The 18,975-nt window shown below is 53.7% G+C and carries 17 protein-coding genes; 9 read left to right on the forward strand and 8 right to left on the reverse strand.

Translation table 11 applies throughout. The features are described 5' to 3' along the window. Positions 1 to 51: 51 nt before the first annotated feature. Positions 52 to 1,227 (reverse strand): mannose-6-phosphate isomerase, encoded by a 1,176-nt coding sequence (manA, locus tag ACL2XJ_RS21835; RefSeq protein ID WP_413724473.1) that lies wholly within the window; start codon positions 1,225 to 1,227, stop codon positions 52 to 54. Between the two features lie 155 nt (positions 1,228 to 1,382). Between manA and fumC the strand changes: the two genes are divergently transcribed. Beyond that, positions 1,383 to 2,783, forward strand: coding sequence for a class II fumarate hydratase (gene fumC, locus ACL2XJ_RS21840; RefSeq protein ID WP_132921561.1), 1,401 nt, complete (start codon positions 1,383 to 1,385; stop codon positions 2,781 to 2,783). Positions 2,784 to 2,802: 19 nt separating this feature from the next. Here the strand turns inward: fumC and tus are convergent, their stop codons facing one another. Both tus and ACL2XJ_RS21850 read right to left on the reverse strand, forming a co-directional pair. After that, the gene (tus, locus tag ACL2XJ_RS21845; RefSeq protein ID WP_413724474.1) at positions 2,803 to 3,735 is read right to left on the reverse strand and encodes a DNA replication terminus site-binding protein; all 933 of its coding nucleotides are present in this window, start codon (positions 3,733 to 3,735) and stop codon (positions 2,803 to 2,805) included. 113 nt (positions 3,736 to 3,848) lie between these two features. Next, positions 3,849 to 5,063 (reverse strand): MFS transporter, encoded by a 1,215-nt coding sequence (locus tag ACL2XJ_RS21850; protein ID WP_413726936.1) that lies wholly within the window; start codon positions 5,061 to 5,063, stop codon positions 3,849 to 3,851. A gap of 155 nt (positions 5,064 to 5,218) precedes the next feature. On the opposite strand from ACL2XJ_RS21850, the gene ACL2XJ_RS21855 reads away from it, so the two are divergent. From ACL2XJ_RS21855 to bioD, 4 genes are all read left to right on the forward strand, one after another. After that, positions 5,219 to 6,127: a LysR family transcriptional regulator gene (locus ACL2XJ_RS21855; protein WP_132921558.1), complete on the forward strand. Its 909-nt coding sequence runs from the start codon at positions 5,219 to 5,221 to the stop codon at positions 6,125 to 6,127. Between the two features lie 212 nt (positions 6,128 to 6,339). Beyond that, positions 6,340 to 7,557 carry an ROK family transcriptional regulator gene (locus ACL2XJ_RS21860; protein ID WP_132921557.1) on the forward strand — a complete coding sequence of 406 codons (1,218 nt, stop codon included), beginning with the start codon at positions 6,340 to 6,342 and terminating at the stop codon, positions 7,555 to 7,557. A gap of 171 nt (positions 7,558 to 7,728) precedes the next feature. Continuing rightward, the gene (locus tag ACL2XJ_RS21865) at positions 7,729 to 8,583 is read left to right on the forward strand and encodes a hypothetical protein (RefSeq protein ID WP_413724475.1); all 855 of its coding nucleotides are present in this window, start codon (positions 7,729 to 7,731) and stop codon (positions 8,581 to 8,583) included. A 258-nt stretch (positions 8,584 to 8,841) separates the two neighbouring features. Continuing rightward, the gene (gene bioD, locus ACL2XJ_RS21870; protein ID WP_132921556.1) at positions 8,842 to 9,531 is read left to right on the forward strand and encodes a dethiobiotin synthase; all 690 of its coding nucleotides are present in this window, start codon (positions 8,842 to 8,844) and stop codon (positions 9,529 to 9,531) included. Between the two features lie 125 nt (positions 9,532 to 9,656). On the opposite strand, the gene ACL2XJ_RS21875 is transcribed toward bioD, so the two are convergent. Together ACL2XJ_RS21875 and ACL2XJ_RS21880 are read right to left on the reverse strand one after the other, a co-directional pair. Then, on the reverse strand, positions 9,657 to 9,920 hold the full coding sequence (locus ACL2XJ_RS21875) for a DUF1161 domain-containing protein (protein ID WP_132921555.1): 264 nt from the start codon (positions 9,918 to 9,920) through the stop codon (positions 9,657 to 9,659). Positions 9,921 to 10,019: 99 nt separating this feature from the next. Continuing rightward, positions 10,020 to 10,367 (reverse strand): DUF1283 family protein, encoded by a 348-nt coding sequence (locus tag ACL2XJ_RS21880; protein WP_203521396.1) that lies wholly within the window; start codon positions 10,365 to 10,367, stop codon positions 10,020 to 10,022. Positions 10,368 to 10,522: 155 nt separating this feature from the next. Here ACL2XJ_RS21880 and ACL2XJ_RS21885 point away from each other — a divergent pair, with 155 nt between their 5' ends. Continuing rightward, on the forward strand, positions 10,523 to 10,852 hold the full coding sequence (locus ACL2XJ_RS21885; protein WP_413724476.1) for a YnfA family protein: 330 nt from the start codon (positions 10,523 to 10,525) through the stop codon (positions 10,850 to 10,852). A gap of 120 nt (positions 10,853 to 10,972) precedes the next feature. Here the strand turns inward: ACL2XJ_RS21885 and ydfG are convergent, their stop codons facing one another. Both ydfG and ACL2XJ_RS21895 read right to left on the reverse strand, forming a co-directional pair. After that, entirely contained in the window at positions 10,973 to 11,719 is a 747-nt protein-coding gene (gene ydfG / locus ACL2XJ_RS21890; protein WP_132921552.1) for a bifunctional NADP-dependent 3-hydroxy acid dehydrogenase/3-hydroxypropionate dehydrogenase YdfG, read from the reverse strand. Positions 11,720 to 11,784: 65 nt separating this feature from the next. Further along, positions 11,785 to 12,843, reverse strand: coding sequence for an aldo/keto reductase (locus ACL2XJ_RS21895; protein ID WP_203521394.1), 1,059 nt, complete (start codon positions 12,841 to 12,843; stop codon positions 11,785 to 11,787). A 394-nt stretch (positions 12,844 to 13,237) separates the two neighbouring features. Here ACL2XJ_RS21895 and guaD point away from each other — a divergent pair, with 394 nt between their 5' ends. Further along, positions 13,238 to 14,566, forward strand: coding sequence for a guanine deaminase (gene guaD / locus ACL2XJ_RS21900; RefSeq protein WP_413724477.1), 1,329 nt, complete (start codon positions 13,238 to 13,240; stop codon positions 14,564 to 14,566). Here guaD and ACL2XJ_RS21905 read toward each other — a convergent pair. Next, a complete protein-coding gene (locus ACL2XJ_RS21905; protein ID WP_413724478.1) occupies positions 14,550 to 17,540 on the reverse strand; it encodes an autotransporter outer membrane beta-barrel domain-containing protein in 2,991 nt (996 codons plus the stop codon). The two genes, guaD and ACL2XJ_RS21905, sit on opposite strands and share 17 nt — an antisense overlap. A 225-nt stretch (positions 17,541 to 17,765) precedes the next feature. Between ACL2XJ_RS21905 and ACL2XJ_RS21910 the strand changes: the two genes are divergently transcribed. Together ACL2XJ_RS21910 and ACL2XJ_RS21915 are read left to right on the forward strand one after the other, a co-directional pair. Next, the gene (locus ACL2XJ_RS21910; protein WP_279433130.1) at positions 17,766 to 17,894 is read left to right on the forward strand and encodes a hypothetical protein; all 129 of its coding nucleotides are present in this window, start codon (positions 17,766 to 17,768) and stop codon (positions 17,892 to 17,894) included. Next, complete coding sequence (locus ACL2XJ_RS21915; protein ID WP_413724479.1) at positions 17,887 to 18,936, forward strand: NAD(P)-dependent alcohol dehydrogenase; 1,050 nt, start codon at positions 17,887 to 17,889, stop codon at positions 18,934 to 18,936. The genes ACL2XJ_RS21910 and ACL2XJ_RS21915 overlap by 8 nt, the downstream gene beginning before the upstream one ends. Positions 18,937 to 18,975: the final 39 nt, after the last annotated feature.

Raw genomic sequence — 18,975 nt, forward strand, 5'->3', positions numbered from 1 at the left:
ACCTGCTATCAATAATAGCAGCAATAGCGGGCCTTCCTGACGGAACAACCGTTAAAGTTCGTTAAAAACTCGGGCCAGCCGGCCGGTGCCGCTGGCGTTGACCGGCGACTCCTCCGCGCCGATAAATGCCGATTCGCCGGCGTTGAGCCGCAGGGATTGCCCCCCTTTTTCCAGCACCGCCTGGCCTTCGACGCAAAACAGAATGGCCGCGCTATGCTGTGCCAGCGCCTGGGGGTTCGAAGACAGGTTATGCAGCGAAAAAGCGAAATCCTCCACCGGAATCGGGAAGCGCAGGGCAGCGCCGCTGCCGGTGGGCTGGGTCAGCAATTCTTCCTGCGGCTTGGCGATAAATTTCACGTTCGCCAATAATTCAGGCACGTCGATGTATTTCGGCGTCAGTCCGGCCCGCAGCACGTTATCCGAGTTGGCCATGACTTCCAGCGCCACGCCGTGCAAATAGGCATGGGGCGTTTCGGCATAAAGGAACATGGCCTGGCCGGGTTGCAGGGTAATCACGTTGAGCAGCAGCGGGGAGAACAAACCGCTGTCATCCGGATAATCACCGGCAATCATGCGAATGGTGTCCCATGGCTCGCCGTGCTGATGGCCCAGGGCATTTTTCAGGATATCCAGCGCCAGCGATTTTTCCTCGCCGGCCATACTTAACAGGTCGCCGAACAGCTGAGCCAGATGCGAGGGATCCGGGTGCTGCAAAAACGCGGCGATGGAGGGATGGGCGCCGGCCACCGGCTGCAGCAGGGAAACCATCGATGACAGTTCGCGAAAGCCGTTCATGGCCTGAAAAGGCGTCAGGGCAAAAACCAGTTCGGGCTTGTGGTTAGGATCCTTGTAATTACGATTAGCGGCGTCAAAGGGTACGCCCCGGCGGTTTTCCAGCTCGAAACCACGCTCGGCGGCGGATTTGCTGGGGTGGACCTGAATGGACAAGGGTTCCTGGGCGCACAGCACCTTGAACAAAAACGGCAGCTCGCCGAAACGTTCGGCCACCGCCTTGCCCAGCAGCGCCGCCGGCTGCCGGGCTATGTAATCCCGCAGGCTGATGTCATGGCCCTGTTCATCGCTTATTACGGAGCTGCTTTTGGGGTGCGCGCCCATCCAGAGCTCCGCCATCGGCTGGTTGTCCGGATTGGCAATGCCGTACAGTCTGGACAAGGCATCCTTACTGCCCCAGGCGTAATGCTGAACAGAGTTGATCATTTTTTTCATTGTTAACTGCCCTTACTGAATCCCAAATGTGATATCGCGAGCCGGTCGCATAATGGTAAGCTTTTCTACGGCACTATACTATCAATGTCCGGCGTTGGCTTGGAACCGTGGCCGGGCAGGATATTGATCATTAGGAAGAATACCAGGAGGCATTAATGACAGCTACCCGCGTCGAAAAAGATTCCATGGGACCGATCGAAGTACCGGCCGAACGTTTGTGGGGAGCGCAAACCCAGCGCTCCCTGGAACACTTTCGTATTTCCAGTGAAAAAATGCCGCCAGCCCTCATCGCCGCCCTGGCCCGGACCAAACGCGCGGCCGCGCAGGTCAACAAGGATTTGGGCCTGTTGCCCGCCGATCGCGCCGACGCCATTATCAGCGCGGCGGACGAAGTGCTGGACCACAAGCATCCGGAAGAATTTCCGCTGGCTATCTGGCAAACCGGTTCCGGCACCCAGAGCAATATGAACATGAATGAAGTGCTGGCCAATCGCGCCAGCGAACTCCTGGGGGGACGACGCGGCGCGGAGGGGCGCCTGGTGCATCCCAACGACGATGTTAACAAAAGCCAGAGCTCCAACGACGTCTTTCCTACCGCCATGCATGTGGCGGCGGTCATCGCCCTTAACGAACACCTGCTCCCCAAAATCAATGCATTAAGGGAAGTCCTGGCGCAAAAATCCGCCGATTTTCGTGATATCGTCAAAATCGGCCGCACCCATTTGCAGGATGCCACCCCCTTGACCCTGGGTCAGGAAATTTCCGGCTGGGTATCGATGCTGGACCACAGTCTCACCCATATCGAGCAGAGCATTCCTCATTTATGCGAGCTGGCGCTGGGGGGCACCGCGGTCGGTACCGGCCTGAATACCCATCCCGAATACGCGGTGCGGGTGGCGAAAGCCCTGGCGGAGCTCACCGGACATCCCTTTGTCACCGCCCCCAATAAATTCGAAGCGCTGGGCACCTGCGACGCGCTGGTTCACGGCCACGGCGCGCTGAAAGGGCTGGCGGCGTCAATGATGAAAATCGCCAACGATGTGCGCTGGCTGGCTTCCGGCCCCCGGTGCGGTATCGGCGAAATCAGCATCCCCGAGAACGAACCGGGCAGCTCAATCATGCCGGGCAAGGTCAATCCGACGCAGTGCGAAGCCATGACCATGCTGTGCTGCCAGGTTATGGGCAATGACACGGCGGTGAATATCGGCGGCGCCTCGGGCAATTTTGAATTAAACGTCTATCGGCCGATGATCATTCATAATTTCCTGCAATCGGTACGGCTGTTGGCGGACGGCATTGACAGCTTTACCCGCCACTGCGCCGTGGGAATCGAGCCCAACCGGCCCCGCATCGAACAGTTGTTGAACGAGTCCCTGATGCTGGTTACCGCCCTCAATACCCATATCGGTTATGACAAAGCGGCGGAGATCGCCAAAAAGGCCCATAAAGAGGGGCTGACCTTGAAGGCCTCGGCGCTGAAGCTGGGCTATTTGACCGAAGAGGAGTTCGATCAATGGGTCCGGCCGGAAGATATGGTGGGCAGTCTTAAAAATTAATCAGCCGCAAGCTAAGGCGTTAGTCTTCGGCGACATACAGATGCAATCGTTCAATAACCAAATGCGCCGGCCGTGAGGCCGGTTTGTATTTATGCCTAATGGTATCGCGTCGATAATCTGTTAATTCCCCCAGTTGGGGCACCGGCGCCCCGGCATGCCGCCGGCACAAAACGATAAGCGGGGAAGGGCAGGCGTATTGAATCTGCCGCTGCTGTTCCTGATACCACACGCGGGCGATGGGCTGTACCTTCACCGGCCGCCTTATTTTCAACCGGATATCCGGCGGCAGTTTGCCGATGACATCCATCTCCTGCCGTATTTTCTCGCTCCACTGCTCTTTACTGTAAGGGGGCACCGCACGGCCTGCCTCCAGGCTCTTTTTCAGCATGGCCAGCACCTCCGCCCGGGTCAGGTTTTTTATTATCTGCTTATTGGCCCAGCCGAAACGGACGCTCCAGGGATCGACAATAACCTGTAATGCCCGATAGGCGCTCAGGGTTTTCAAGCCGCGCAGATGCGTGTGGACAAACTCGAAACGCTGTTCGGGAGGCAATGCCGATTCCACGGTAATCATATGGGACAACTCGGCTTTAAGGCGATTAATTTCCGCCGTCAACGCCAGCACGTTCTCAAGCAAAGCCTCATCAACATCAAAACACAGGGCGCCGGGCAGGCGAATGGCCGCCTTGGCGCTGCTGTTCTGATTCTGATGGTAGATAAACATCCGCTGGAAGTGCTCCAATCCCCGGTTGAGGGCCTGCGCCCCGAGATGCTGAATAACCGGGATACCCGTAACGGGTTGATGCTCGCGGCCTTTTTGCACTTCCGGCAATTCGAAAACCCGGCCGGTGAGCCAGGGGGCGTCAGTGAGCAGGAACTGAAAATTCCTCAGGCGTTCTTGCAGCGTAGTGAAACGCTCATTAAGCCGGACTATAAGGTCAAGAGGACGCATAAGAAAGACTCCTTTAGTTACAACATACAATATATAGCCAAACAAAGCCACCCCTTAACAACCGAGATCCCAGTCGCTTGGCAGGATCTCGGGGATTTTGAAGAAGAGCGCGTTTAAAGCCTGCGTAGCTCAGGTAGATGACGCAACCGCCGCGCCACAAACAGGGCTATGAGCAGCAGGCAGGATAGGAACAGCACCACGCCGGTCCAGCCGAAACTGTGCCAGAAAAATCCCCCCAGCGTGCCGGCGGTGCTTGACCCGACATAATAGCAAAAGAGATAAAGGGAGGATGCCTGCCCCTTGGCACGGCGCGCGCGCCTTCCTATCCAGCCGCTGGCGGTGGAGTGGGCGGCGAAAAAACCGGCGGTGAACAGCATCATGCCGATGAGGATGATAATCAGGGAATCAAACCAGGTAATCAGCAGCCCCGCCAGCATAATCATAATCGACACCATCAATACCGGGCCGCGGCCGTAGCGGGCGGTCAGGGCGCCGGCTTTGGGTGAGCTGTAAGTGCCGGTGAGATAGACGACTGAAAGCAGGCCCACCACCGCCTGGCTGAGAAACCAGGGCGCGGCCAGCAGGCGATAACCGATGTAATTAAACAGCGTAACAAAGGCGCCCATCAACAAAAAGCCTTCGGCGAACAGCATCGGCAGACCGGCATCACGAAACTGCAGCCGGAAATTAATAGCCAGCGTATGGGGTTTTAGGGAAGACGGGCGAAAATGACGCGATGCCGGCAGGATCCGCCAAAACATCACGGCGCTGGCCAGCGCCAGCAGGCCTATAACCCCGATGGCGATACGCCAGGAAAAAAAGTCGGTCAGAACCCCGCTTAACAACCGGCCGCTCATGCCGCCGATGGAGTTACCGCTGATATAGAGCCCCATGGAGAAGGCCACCACGCTTGGGTGGATCTCTTCGCTCAGGTAGGTCATCGCCACCGCCGCCACACCGCTTAAGGATAACCCGACCAACGCGCGGATTATCAGGATTCCCTGCCAACTGGTCATAAACGCGCTCATTAGGGTAAACAGCGCCGCCAGCAAAAGCGCCACTACCATCACCGATTTGCGTCCGACGGCATCGGACAGCGGACCGGTTATCAGCAGTCCCAACGCCATCAGGCCGGTGGACACCGAAAGCGACAGACTGCTGGTGGCCGGCGATACGCCGAAATCCTGTGACAAGACCGGCAAAATAGGCTGAACGCAGTAGAGCAGGGCGAACGTGGCCAAACCGGCGGAAAAAAGCGCTAACGTCAACCGCATAAACTGCGGCGTACCACGTTCAATGAAGGCGAGTTTAACCGGAAGATGATGAATGGCGGCTGACGTTTGATGAGGCGTCGCAGGCTCATGCGCGGTGTTACGCGATGGGGTGTTCACACTATATCCTTTGGAAGTATTTGAGGGAAATCATAGGAATATTTGTCTTTGTTGTCTAATATATTAATAATCTCAATTGATATGTTTAAAGTATGAATACTGAGTTGCGTCATATTGAACTGCGCCATTTACGCTATTTCATCGCCGTCGCTGAAACGCTGCATTTCGGCCGCGCCGCTGAAAAGCTGCATATTTCTCAACCCCCGTTAAGCCAGCAGATCCAGATACTGGAACAACAGGTGGGCGCCCAGCTTTTGGAACGCAATAATCGCAATGTGCGCCTGACCCCGGCGGGAAAACTATTTTTGCAGCAGGCGTGGCTGATTATCGAGCAGGTCAATCAGGCGGCGGACCGCGCCGCCCGGATCCATCGTGGTGAGCTGGGAGAGATTACCGTTGGGTTTACCTCATCCACCCCCTTTATCAGAAGCATCTCCGCCAGCCTGCTGGCCTTTCGGCAGCAGCATCCCGATATCCATATTCAAATGGTGGAAACCAACACGAAGCAGCAGATTGAACCCTTGCTTAACGGTAAATTCGATATCGGGTTGATGCGTAATACCACTCTGCCTGATGGACTGGATCATCAATTATTGCTCCGCGAACCGCTGATGGCCTTGGTACACCAGGATCATCCGCTGGCCAAGGAGCCGGATAGCGTGATTTCACTTCGGCAATTGGCCCGTGAGCCGTTTGTCTTTTTCGACCGCAAGGTGGGAACGGGCCTGTATGACGATACGCTGCTGTTGCTAAAACGGTTCGATATCCAGCCCTATATCACTCAGGAAGTAGGCGAAGCAATGACGATTATCGGCCTGGTTTCCGCCGGACTGGGGGTATCCATACTGCCGGCTTCCTTCGCGCGAATCAGGGTGGACAGCGTGCGTTATCTTACTTTAAAGGAGCCCGAAGCCAAGACGGAGGTCTGGCTGGTCACCCACCGGCAGCGCACACTTTCCGCCGCGGCCAAGATGTTGATCAATTTAATGTTAAAAGAATAATGGTAGACTTGGTATCAAGGAAAGACCTATAGCGGGCGCGAGCGTCACGAATGTCCTTTTCCGCCATGGCTGCTACGGTAAAAGACGCCGAACACAGCTGATAATGTGCGTTAAATCACATAACTAATCAAATATTTGACGGTTAAATCTAAAAGTCTCACCATAGCCGGAATCAATTATTTTATAGCGTGAAAATATCAGGAGCAGGGTGAGTGATTGGCCATGGTCAACCGGGGCATATCGATCAAATCAAACAGACCAATGCGGGTGTTGTCTATCGTCTGATTGATTCTTTTGGTCCGATTTCGCGTATCGCCTTATCGAAAGAAGCCCGGCTCGCCCCGGCCAGCATCACCAAGATTGTCCGTGAACTGGTGGAAGCCCATCTGGTGGCGGAAACCGAATATCAGGAAAACGGGCTGCGCGGCCGGCCGGCCATCGGCCTGGTGGTGGAAACCCAAGCCTGGCATTTTCTTTCAGTGCGTATCGGACACGGCACTATTACCTTGGCCCTGCGTGAACTCAGCAGCCATCTTATCGTTGAAGATACGGTCCCTTTGGCGGCACAGGCGCCTGAGCCATTACTGGTACGCCTGATACAGACCATCGACCAGTTTTTTATCCGCCATCAAAGCCTGTTGGAACGGCTGACGGCTATCGCCGTGACCCTGCCGGGCATTATCGACGCCTCGGCGGGCATGGTACACCGCATGCCCTGGTACAATGTGGATAACCTGTCCCTGGGGCCCGCCCTGAGCGAGCATATCGGCGTACCGGTCTACCTGCAGCATGATATCTGCGCCTGGACCATGGCCGAGGCGCTGTATGGCGCGGCGCGGGGTTGCAACGACGTCATCCAGATCGTCATCGATCACAATGTCGGCGCCGGCGTAATTACCGGCGGAACCCTGCTGCATGGCGGCAGCCGAAGCCTGGTGGAAATCGGCCACACCCAGGTGGAGCCTTATGGCAAACGCTGCTACTGCGGCAATCGGGGCTGCCTGGAAACCGTGGCCGGTATCGAAAGCATTCTTGACCTGACCCGCCAGCGCTTGGCCCTTAATATGGATTCCGCCCTGAACGACACCGGCGTCAGCGTGGAGTCACTCTGCGCCGCGGCCAACGCCGGGGATACCCTGGCCCGCGACATTATCGTCGGCATCGGCAACAGCGTGGGGCGGATACTGGCCATTATGGTCAATTTGTTCAATCCGGAAAAGATTCTGGTGGGTTCGCCGCTCAACCCGGCTTCAGACATTCTCTTCCCGGTGATCCTGTCCAATATCCGTCAGCAATCGTTGCCGGATTACAGTAAAAACATCACAGTACAAGCGACGCGCTTTATGAACCAGGGCACCATGCCCGGCGCCGCGTTGGTAAAAGATGCGCTTTACGACGGTTCGCTGCTGTTGAAACTGCTGCAGGGTTAATTTCGTCAATACCAAATAATCCTATCTATCTCCCTTTATACATCAGCCATCATTTTAAGATATCACACTTTATTTAAAGAAGGTTTATTGGAAATCGTCTTCTGTTGTTATTAAATAGAGTTGTCCTAAGAAAAGCTTTTCATAAATCATCTGTTGTTAAAAGGTTAACACATGAATAATTCAACTACCGCTATATCGTCGTTTGTATTCCCCCAGGAGCGTCCTGGCAATGTGACTTCCAAAAACGATATAAAAATCAGCAGTAACTCGAAAATTTCTCAGCATATTAAAAATGTTCATTCGGAGTTTGGCGGAGTCTTTATAGGCTCTGACAACCCCGAAGAGCCTTATTTTGTCACTGGGAAAATCCATGCGGACAAAAATATCGAAATACGCAATGCTGTCATTATCGATGCTAACATTGAATCAAAATTTGGCAATGTTAAACTTGAGGGGTGCTTGATTGGTGCAAATGTCAAAGCTCACAAAGAACTTACGACAATAAATTGTGACCAAGCATCAGAAAAATATTTGACATCAGAATTCTCCAATGTGAATCTCATTAACTCTAATGCTGGTCATGTCAAAGCGCATAAAGATATCAGCATAGACCACTTATCAACTTACCAATCAACTCACTCAAATTTTGGCACGGTATTCGATCAAGGTACCGGCTGGCAATATCCCACACGGGTTTCTAACCCTGATTTAAATGGCTTTTCTAACGTGAATGACCTTATTGCAATAATATCAAACTATTACCCTCCTACACAGCAACTCCCTACCAGACCCGCTTTAACCAATGGGAATACCCGTGGGAATGAATTAGTCAGGGTTAATACTCCGTTTTCCCAACAGACTTCCTGGCGTGCGATAGCCAATCCTCAAGGGAATGAATTAGTACCAGCAAATACTCAATTTCCCGAGCAGCTATCCAGACCAGCAATAACGAATGGAAATGAGCCAACCAGAGACCCCCGTGAGCATTTGAGGAATGCTATGCAACAGTTCTTATCCAGGAGATGAGATGCAATGTCCGTAGCAGCTAACAAATCAATGCATGCGCGGGGGAGAGTTTGCTTTTCCTTATGCATGCTTGAACCAACCCTTATGTATACGGCGGCGGCATAGCGACACACACTTTCCGGCCTAAATTCGTATCATAAGTGCATCTTCCGATAAAATATTGAGCTAACGCAAGCCGTGCCGGGAGAATATCACGTACATTTCTCTTATCCGATCATTTAAACATGTCCAATGGATTAACGACAGGCTGGAGTTGTCATGTTGAAGCGTATTTTTGTTGCCGGTACTGATACCGCTGTCGGCAAGACCATTGTCTCGCGCGCGCTGTTGCAAAACCTGGCGGCCCGTAAGCTGACCGCGGTAGGGTATAAGCCCATCGCCCGGGGCAGCGAGGAAACGTCCGAAGGTTTACGCAATAAGGACGCGGTGATCCTCGGTGCCTCTTCTTCCATTAAGCTGCCTTATGCTGAGATAAATCCTATTACTCTGCGGGAAGAGGAAATCAGCGCCTATACCGGCGGTGAAATCAATTACGGCCTGATGTCCCAAGGGCTGCAGCATTTGAGCGAATTAGCCGACACGGTGGTGGTGGAAGGCAGCGGCGGATGGCGGACGATCATGAGTGACTACCGCCCTTATTCAGATTGGGTGATCCAGGAGCAATTGCCGGTAATATTAGTGATCGGTATTAAACTTGGCTGCATTAATCACGCTTTATTAACCGCGCAGGCCATCATTCATGATGGCTTACCATTATTAGGCTGGGTGGCCAATCGTATCAATCCCGGATTAGCCCATTATGCGGAAATTATGGATGTTCTGAGAACCAAAATACCCGCACCTCAATTAGGTGAATTGCCTTATTTACCTCGGCCGGAACAGCGCGATCTCTCCGGTTATATTGAATTAGGCAGCATCATGGATCAAAAAGATATAGCGTTCGCTTGATCTTGAAGTTGATTTGCTTGCTTAACAAATTATGCAAAGCGTAATGAGTTTTGTGCTGTCGGCACAGTATATCTATGCGTGATAGCCAGGGCGAGGGGAGCCGCCCTGATGTCATATCGTTTGTGCTAGGGGCTGGGGGCGCTGTTGGTATCGGCGCCGGTACGCAGATAAACTATTTTCTGCGTATCATTGTCGCAATGGCCCACAACCTGTCCGCCGGCCTGGTCAGCCTGATCGCTGGGAACTATATCCAAATGGAAGCTGGATTCCTCCACGCCGTTGGCGACAATCTTCTGGGTGATATCCGCTTTAACGCTTTCACAGGAGGCCTGCGCCGCTACAGGTATCAACAGGGCCAGCAGCGTCCCTAACATGCTTAACTTATTCATCTTATCGTCCTTATCAGAAAATGTAACCTTGAAATGTGACCTTAGAAGAATTACCGATTTAAGGATAGCAGCCCCACTGGAATTGGGTAATTCATCAGGTTAAGGCATCATTACCGGGCGACCGGTACCGCGGTCCAGGCAGCGGCCGTTATTGGGCTCCCAATAGGCGTTAAGATTATCACTGTTCACGCATTGGTCCCGCAGGTCCGCCGTCCGGTCATATTTATCAAAATCCTTTTCCGCCCGGCTGTTTATCTTATTGCGCAGACTGCGCGTCGCATCCCATTGCTCCCGGTTTTCCCTTGCCTCTTCTCGGGTCATGGCATTATCGCCTGAGTCGATAATAATGTGTTGGCTGCGGCTTGCCGCGCCGGTGGCGGCGGAAAAGACCAGCAAAGCGACCGGCAGCATCCCGCGGAACAGTCGTTGATGTGAAGTGGTTTTCATACTATCTTCCCTTTCGTCTATGAGTAGGTACAACTAGGTAAATACAGCTGCCGGCGCCTGTGGCTCAACTATTTATTGCCATAATAACATTGCCTTACCCTATATGACATCTTTGTTGTACACATTTTGTTACCTATAGTGGAGAAAAACTGTCAATGCTGAAAACCACCCTGTTGTTTTTCGCCACCGCCGTCGCAGAGATTCTTGGCTGCTATCTTCCCCATCTTTGGGTACAAAAGGGCGGCAGTATTTTATTGCTGATCCCCGCCGCAGCCAGTCTTGCAGTCTTCGTCAGCTTGCTGATGCTGCATCCGGCCGCCAGCGGACGCATTTATGCCTCTTATGGCGGGGTATATATCCTGACGGCGTTTTTATGGCTCAGATTTATCGACGGGGTGAAATTGACGCAGCAGGATTGGCTGGGAGCGGCGGTGATCTTTGCCGGCGTATTGATCATTGTTTCCGGTTGGGCCAAAAGCGTCTAAACGCCGCTGATCAGGCTAATGGAAGCAGGGGATGGGGAGATAAAAGGGAGGAAACCACAGATAAATCCCGAGGGGGACGAAATTTCGGCGGACCGGCAATATAAGCGGCCCGCCGCAGGATTAATCCCGATGAACGCTCAGTCCGGCAAAGGACTGGTTGACCGGCATCATTTCAAGCACGTTGATATTGACATGGGCCGGTAGCGTCGTGACCCAATACACCGCCTCGGCAATGTCTTCCGGCATGAGCGGGTCGGCATTTTTATAGGTATTGGCGACTTTGTCGTTATCCCCTTTGAACCGCACCGCCGAGAACTCAGTACCGCCCACCAAACCCGGCTCAATATCCGTCACGCGCACTTTCGTGCCCACTAAATCGGTGCGCAAATTCAAACTGAACTGGCGGACAAACGCCTTGGTGGCGCCGTAAACGTTACCGCCGGCATAAGGCCAGCGGCCGGCGGTGGAACCAAGATTGACTATATGCCCGCGGCGGCGCTCCACCATACCGGGCAGCAGGGCGCGGGTCATATAGACCAGTCCCTTGTTATTGGTGTCGATCATGCTTTCCCAATCATCGAGACTGGCTTTGTGCGCCGGCTCCATGCCCAACGCCAGGCCGGCATTATTCACCAGCACATCCACTTCACGCCACTGGGCGGGCAGGGAGTCCACCGCCTTCTGAACCCCTTCACGATCGCGTACATCAAGCTTTAGGGTGAACAGCGCTTCCCCCAGCTCGGATTTCAATTCATCAAGGCGTTCCTGACGGCGGCCGGTAGCGATAACCTTATGGCCCTGCTGAATAAACCGGCGGGTGATGGTTTCACCAAACCCAGCGGTTGCGCCGGTAACGAAAATAATCATCTAACGGTTCCTCGTAACGTACGGTAAAGCGACTCGTTTTAAATCGGCTCGCAATGCTTTGCGGACTACGGCTTGCGTAAATAAGGCGCAATCAAAGAGAGATCCGCCGCCGATAATCTGTCGGAAGCGGTTTGCGCCTGATGCCAATAAGGATAGATCAACGGCGGGCGGCTGACATCGGAGAGGCGATTGATTTCATCGCTGTTAAGTACCAGATCCGCCGCCAGCAGATTATCCTTTAGTTGATCTTCGGTACGCGCGCCGATAATGACCGAGGTCACCGAAGAACGGCTAATCAGCCAGGCCAGGGCCACCTGCGCCGCTGAAACACCCCTGGCGTCGGCAATATCCACCAAAACGTCGATGATGTCATACAGCGCGTCCTGATTGTAAATCGGCGGCTCATTCCACTCCTCCAGATGGCGGGTGCTGCCTTCCGGCTGGCGATCGCGGCGGTATTTCCCCGATAACAGGCCGCCGGCCAGCGGACTCCATACCAGTACGCCCAAACCCTGATCCTGCGTAATGGGCAGCAGTTCATATTCGGCTTCACGAGATTGCAGGGAATAGTGGATCTGCTGGCTGACCGGCCGAATCAGCTTCAGCCGTTCCGACACGCCCAGGGTTTTCATCAAATGCCAGCCGGAAAAGTTCGATACGCCCACGTAACGCACCTTGCCGCTGTCCACCAGATGCTCCAGGGCATAAAGGGTTTCTTCCAGGGGCGTCACCCCATCCCATTCATGCAATTGATACAAATCGATATAATCGGTCTTCAGCCTCTTAAGGCTGGCTTCACAGGCGCGAATCAGATGATGGCGGGACGAACCGCGATCGTTCGGACCGGTGCCCATAGGGAAACGGGCCTTGGAAGCAACCAGAACACTGGTGCGTTTTTCCTTCAGGACCTCGCCCAGGATCTCTTCCGATACTCCCTGGGAATAAACATCGGCGGTGTCGAACAGATTTATACCCGCCTCGACACACAGGGCGAGCTGGCGGCGGGCTTCAGCCACGCCGGTATCGCCGACTTTGGCAAATTTGCCTTTACCGCCGAAGGTCATGGTGCCGAGACTCAATACCGATACTTTCAGGCCGGAACGGCCAAGTTGACGATATTCCATATGAATTCTCCTAGCAAGGGTACTTTAAGGGCTGATTGATATCGCAATGCGTCATTTTAGTGCGCGGGTTTTATCATCGTGCGTTTTGTTAACATAGCCAAGCTATATAGTGGCTGATTATTGCCTAATTATGCAGCGCTTTAGAAATATGAATCGTCATACAAAGTACAATGAAAATGAAATGAACGCGAGGAATGGATTACAACAAAAAGCAACCGTTTGCTTAGCATCAATTCAAGGCCGGCAGTTTCTGTTTATCCGCAACTTGCCATACATTTGGTGGTAATACACTGATAATTAGATTCTTTATCATGAATTCCGCTGTAGCGACAATGGCATGGAATTTGCCATATTTACCAAGAGCATAATGCTGCAAATGATAAAGGCCGATGCCATGAGTGATATCAAAGCCGTCCGCGGCCGCTTTTTTGACTTTACCCAACCGGTTTCCCATGCCGGTGAGCTGGCGCAATCCGCACGGATTATGGATGACGGCCTGCTGCTGATGGAGCAGGGCAGAATCCTTTCTTTACGCCCCTGGTCCACTGCCGCGCCGGATATTTCCCCTGGTATGGAGATATGCCATTTCCCAGGGAAAATCATCGTGCCGGGCTTTATCGACAGCCACCTGCATTATCCCCAGACGGAAATCATCGGGTCGTACGGCAACCAACTGCTGGAATGGCTGAACACCTATACTTTTCCCGCCGAGGAGCAGTACCACTGTCCGGAACACGCGGGGGAAATGGCGTCGTTTTTTCTCGACCAGTTGCTGCGCAACGGCACCACCACCGCGATGATTTTCGGCACCGTACATGCCCAATCCGTCGATTCATTGTTTGCCGCCGCATTGGAACGCAATATGCGCATTATCGCCGGAAAGGTCATGATGGATCGCAATGCGCCGCCGGAATTGCTGGAAACCCCGGAACACAGCGAAGCGGAAACACGCGCCCTCATTAACCGCTGGCATCATAAAGGACGTTTAAGCTATGCGTTAACGCCCCGGTTCGCCCCTACGTCATCGCCGGATCTGCTGGCCATGGTCGGCGGATTGCGCCGGGAATTCCCGGACCTGTATTTGCAAACGCACCTCAGTGAAAACCGCCATGAAATCGCCTGGGTAAAATCCTTGTTTCCCGACCATGCCGGTTATCTGGACGTGTATCACCACTATGGCCTGACCGGCCGCAAAAGCGTTTTCGCCCACTGTCTGCATCTGGACGCCGAAGAGTGGCGTACCTTGGAACGCTCCCACTCCTCCATCGCTTTTTGCCCCACCTCGAATCTTTTTCTCGGCAGCGGATTATTCAATCTGCAAAAATGCTGGGATCACCACATCCCGCTGGGCATCGGCACGGATGTCGGCGCCGGCACCACCTTTAATCTGTTACAAACCCTGGCGGAAGCCTATAAGGTCGGCCAGCTGCAGGGCTATTGCCTGTCGGTGTACGAGGCGTTTTATCACGCCACGCTGGGGGCGGCGCAGGCGCTTGCCCTGGATGGCGTATTGGGTAATTTCATGCCCGGCAAAGAGGCGGATTTTGTGGTGCTTGATCCGGCCGCGACCCCGCTGCAACGGCTGCGGCAGCAAAAAAGCACCGATTTTGCCGAACGGATGTTCGCGCTGATGATGCTCGGCGACGATCGCAATATCTATCAAACCTGGATCCAGGGTCAGCCCGCCTATTGCCGGGACAGTACGGTTAAAAGCGGGCTTTAATACCCAAGGTGCCGACGGTATTACTGAAACCGCCGGTCCCGGCCTGGTACCCCAGGCTACCCCAAACGGCAACGCGGCGGTTCGCTTGTCCTTCATGGCCGATTTTCACCTCGGCGAGGTTTCTTCCGCCTTCCTGCCGCAACCGATCGCCGTTTATCGACACGCCAAATGCACGGGTATTATGGACCCAGCTGGTTTCAATATAGGGTTTAAATATATGCTGGCGGCCATTGAGTCCCTGGACATGCTTCTCAATGTAGACTCGGTTGCCTAAACGGGACTGTATGTTACCGCTGCCAAGCAGGACAAACCTGTCACCGTTTATTTCAGTATGCGCGGACCGCACACCCATCCAGGTCAATTGCAACCGGGGCTGCAGATAGGCATTAACCTGCGAGCCTTCATGGAATTTCCTGTGATAACCGGCTTCAACGCTTCCTGCCAGGCCCTTGGAGCGGTAGCGCTCCTCCGCCAGCGATTCGCCTTTGACCCGGTTATCGAACCAGCCATAGTTCAGCGAGACGTCCAGGTACGGCCCTTTCTGCCCGCAATCGTTTTGATGCCAGGTACCGTAAAGGCCCACGGCGTAACCTTCGATTCCCCCGGCTGCCTGATAACCGGTAACGGCGGCGCGGCTGCGGCTGCGGCTTTGTCCGCCACCGGCCATCAGCCCTATATGCGTGCCTTGGGACCCGTTGCCGCCGATATGCAGAATTTCTCCGCCAAGCTGGACCAGCTGACTATCCGTTCGCGTCGCTATTTGTCCGTTCGCCATGGATGCCTTATTGCGTCCGCCGACCATCCTTATCCATAGGGCGGGATAAACCGATTCGTCAAGGGAAGCCAAGGCGCCGGGGTAGGCGGGTTCGCCTATACGGTCGTGCATGCCGGTGATAAAAAGCGTATTTGCCGCGGCCAGATTGGCGGCATAAATGCCCGGTTCCGGCCGCAGCGGCGCTTGCCCGGCCATTACCGACACGACGGGAAGAGGGTGGTAATCACTTTCATCAGCCGTTGCCGGCGGGTCAATCTCTCTTGCCATCGGCTTTACCGCCGTTATGTCCGTTTCAGCCTCTGGCGCCATCAACGTGAAAGGAACCTCATCCATTGTTAAACAGGCAACATCCGGGTGTTTCGTTTCAGCTAAGGTATCCGCTGCGGTAATGCCCTGGTCATGGCGTGTGAATGCAGTAACAAGAACTTGATTCGTTTCAGCCGTCGCCGATTCATCTAACTGATCAAAGGTACGCGGGGGTTTTGGCGGAGGCGGGGATTTTTGCGCTTCCAGGTCCTCTTCCGGCGCCTTATGGGAAAAACTACGCGGGGGTTTTGGCGGAGGCAGGTTCCCTTGCGTTTGTTCGGATGCGGATGTTGTCGTTCCAACGGGAGGGGAGACGGATTGTCCCGGCAAATCGGTGCTGAGCAGCCAACGATTGCCTTCCTGTTTAAGAAAATAATCATATGCACCCGCCACAACCCGGTGACTCAGGCTGAAGGTGTCCGCCGCCGGCGGGTTATTACCCGGCTGCGCCTCGATGATGAGAATGCCTTTATCCGTCCTGGCGCCGGCGCCGCCAAAATTATTGATTTGCACCAGGCTATGGCCGGTAATTTTACCTCGGACGACCAGCCGGTCGGTCAGGGAATCGTCCCCCTCCAGCCGAGTATTGAAGCGGATAAGGGAGTCCTGCTCGCCGTGATAATCGCCCTCGATAATCAGGGACTGAAAGGGGGCGATAGGCTGCATTTTACCCATATAAAGCGTCCCGGCATTTTTCACGTTGCCTCTGATGGTCCCGCTGCCGCCTAAAAAAGCAGCCGGGCCATTGTACACTTCACCGGCGGATAATATCGCCGTTTTGGCCAGGGTCAAGCTCCCGTGTTTTACGGCAACCTGTTCCAGACCGCCGGCGGCAACATTATTATTATTCAGCGTCCAGTTTCCCTCGCCCATTTTATCAAGCGCGGAAAATCCCTGCCGATTATTGGCTATACCGATAATGCTTAGGTCAAAGCTATTTTCATCTTGATTAGCGCTCATTAAATTCAGCCGATTGTTTATTCCGTCCGCTGCGATCTTACCCTGTAGATTAAAACCATTACGTAACGTCAAGGTATTATTATCTCCACTGAACAAAACGGCATAACGTCCTCCTTTTACTGTTCCGCTTAATTCCACGCTGCTGCCGTGACGGGTGTAAATACCGATGCCGCCATTCTTGCCCCCATCAATTTTACTGGTATTATCCACGCGGATAAGAGTGGGGCCAGTTACCCCGATACCCGCGGCGCCATGGCTTTTAACCAGGCTTTTAACCACAGTGACAGAACCACCGCCAGCGTTAACGGCGTCCCCTCCACGGCCATTGTTACCGCTGAGGACAGCGGCGTTGTTGAGCAAAATATCAGATCTTCCCATCACCGCAAGGCCATTGCCGACTGAGTCAAGAAGATTACCGACTCCGGATGCCGCGCCGCCGGTAATCGTACTGTTATTAATCGTGATATCAACGGCCTGGAGGGGCGGGGCTTGACAAAATATTCCGGCCCCACCGACAAAAACAGGGCTTTTTAAGTCTTCCGGCAAGAGAGTCTTTACTTTTTTAACCGCGCCGCCGGTTATGGTGCTGCCGTCCATATTCAGCTTTTTTACCCCCCCATAGGCGGCGACGCCATGGCCGCCGCTATTACCGGCGCCACCCGCCGAGATGACGCTTTTCAGCGAGGCATGGCCTAATAAGGGTTTGATTAGCAATCCATCGCCGCCGTGGGTTTTATTATTTGTCTTTTGCGCGTTTTTTCCCTGAAAACGCTGATTTGAAATGACATCCGCCGAAGTTTTCCCTCCCGGGGGCGCTTTATTGGATGACTTTATCGTTTTTACTCCCGAGGGGACCGTATCATCGCCATACAGAGGCATCATACTTCCCATAAAGGTAAGCATGCCCATCAGGGCTTTATTTATTTTTTTCATGTTGGCCTGTTGCAAAAAATGAAATAATCAAGAAAGTGAACATTATGTATAATTAAATTATTAGTTCATATATCTAAATATATCGTTATACCGGCGTATTTTAACCAGAACACATTAAAAATCAGCTGAAACGGATTTATTGTTTATCCGCCATTAACCTAGAGTTTTAATATAGATAATATGTGCTGTTTTTCAGCTCTATCGGCGATTTTGCAGGATCAGGCAATGATGAAACAATATCAGTCTACCCTGGCGCCGCCGTTGTCAGGCAAAGTGGAAGGCCTGTTAGACAGAGTGACGGAGCTGTGCCGTCAACTTTACAACCAACCAATCGGGAGTTCGCTGTATGTCTAAAGCAAAAGGTTATGCCGCGCTGGCTGCCAAAGCCCCTCTGACACCCTACTATTTTGAACGCCGCGCCCCGAACAAAGATGATGTGGTGATAAAAATCGCCTATTGCGGTATTTGTCATTCCGATATCCACCAGGCCAGGGATGAGTGGGGCGGCGCGATTTTCCCCATGGTGCCGGGGCATGAAATCGTCGGGGAAGTGGTGGCCAAGGGTGACGCCGTAACAAAATTCAATATCGGCGATCGCGTCGGGGTCGGCTGTTTTGTCGACTCCTGTACCCATTCCGCCGAACGGGATGTGGATCTGGAACAGTACCGCGAAGGGCTGGTGTTAACCTATAACAGCCTGGAGCGCGACGGCAAGACTCCCACCATGGGCGGTTATTCCGATCATATCGTGGTAAAGGAGGGCTATGTCCTTTCCATTCCCGAGAACCTGCCGCTGGATGCCGCCGCGCCGTTGCTTTGCGCCGGCATAACGCTCTATTCTCCGCTGCGGCACTGGCAGGCCGGGCCCGGTAAAAAAGTGGCGATTGTCGGTCTCGGCGGCCTGGGCCATATGGGGGTCAAAATTGGTCACGCCATGGGCGCCGAAATCACCGTACTCAGCCAGAGCCTATCGAAAAAAGAGGACGGTCTGCGCCTGGGCGCCGATCATTATTACGCCACACAGGATCCGGCCACCTTCGAAAAGCTGAAAAATACTTTCGACCTTATTGTCTGCACGGTAGCGGCGGAAATTGACTGGGGAGCCTATCTTTCCCTGTTGAAAATCGACGGCTCGATGGTACTGGTGGGCATTCCGGAGAATAAGGTTCCCCTGGCGGCCGGTGCGTTGATTCATGGACGGCGCAGCCTGGCGGGATCAGGCATCGGCTCCATCAAGGAAACCCAGGAGATGCTGGATTTCTGCGGTGCACATGACATTGTCTCCGATATCGAGATGATTGGCGTCCAGCAAATCAATCACGCCTACGAACGGGTCGTGAAAAGCGATGTTCGCTATCGGTTCGTTATTGATATGGCATCCCTGGAAAACGCCTAAGAGGGCATAAGCGCCATCGGCCTATCCATGCCCGATATG

The sequence above is a fragment of the Sodalis sp. RH16 genome (assembly GCF_047324245.1).
Lineage (GTDB): Bacteria > Pseudomonadota > Gammaproteobacteria > Enterobacterales > Enterobacteriaceae > Acerihabitans > Acerihabitans ligni.

Coding starts and splice junctions, on each gene's coding strand:
- manA (WP_413724473.1), bottom strand. CDS start 1,227: ATGAAAAAAATGATCAACTCTGTTCAGCATTACGCCTGGGGCAGTAAG.
- fumC (WP_132921561.1), top strand. CDS start 1,383: ATGACAGCTACCCGCGTCGAAAAAGATTCCATGGGACCGATCGAAGTA.
- tus (WP_413724474.1), bottom strand. CDS start 3,735: ATGCGTCCTCTTGACCTTATAGTCCGGCTTAATGAGCGTTTCACTACG.
- ACL2XJ_RS21855 (WP_132921558.1), top strand. CDS start 5,219: ATGAATACTGAGTTGCGTCATATTGAACTGCGCCATTTACGCTATTTC.
- ACL2XJ_RS21865 (WP_413724475.1), top strand. CDS start 7,729: ATGAATAATTCAACTACCGCTATATCGTCGTTTGTATTCCCCCAGGAG.
- bioD (WP_132921556.1), top strand. CDS start 8,842: ATGTTGAAGCGTATTTTTGTTGCCGGTACTGATACCGCTGTCGGCAAG.
- ACL2XJ_RS21875 (WP_132921555.1), bottom strand. CDS start 9,920: ATGAATAAGTTAAGCATGTTAGGGACGCTGCTGGCCCTGTTGATACCT.
- ACL2XJ_RS21880 (WP_203521396.1), bottom strand. CDS start 10,367: ATGAAAACCACTTCACATCAACGACTGTTCCGCGGGATGCTGCCGGTC.
- ACL2XJ_RS21885 (WP_413724476.1), top strand. CDS start 10,523: ATGCTGAAAACCACCCTGTTGTTTTTCGCCACCGCCGTCGCAGAGATT.
- ydfG (WP_132921552.1), bottom strand. CDS start 11,719: ATGATTATTTTCGTTACCGGCGCAACCGCTGGGTTTGGTGAAACCATC.
- ACL2XJ_RS21895 (WP_203521394.1), bottom strand. CDS start 12,843: ATGGAATATCGTCAACTTGGCCGTTCCGGCCTGAAAGTATCGGTATTG.
- guaD (WP_413724477.1), top strand. CDS start 13,238: ATGAGTGATATCAAAGCCGTCCGCGGCCGCTTTTTTGACTTTACCCAA.
- ACL2XJ_RS21905 (WP_413724478.1), bottom strand. CDS start 17,540: ATGAAAAAAATAAATAAAGCCCTGATGGGCATGCTTACCTTTATGGGA.
- ACL2XJ_RS21910 (WP_279433130.1), top strand. CDS start 17,766: ATGATGAAACAATATCAGTCTACCCTGGCGCCGCCGTTGTCAGGCAAA.
- ACL2XJ_RS21915 (WP_413724479.1), top strand. CDS start 17,887: ATGTCTAAAGCAAAAGGTTATGCCGCGCTGGCTGCCAAAGCCCCTCTG.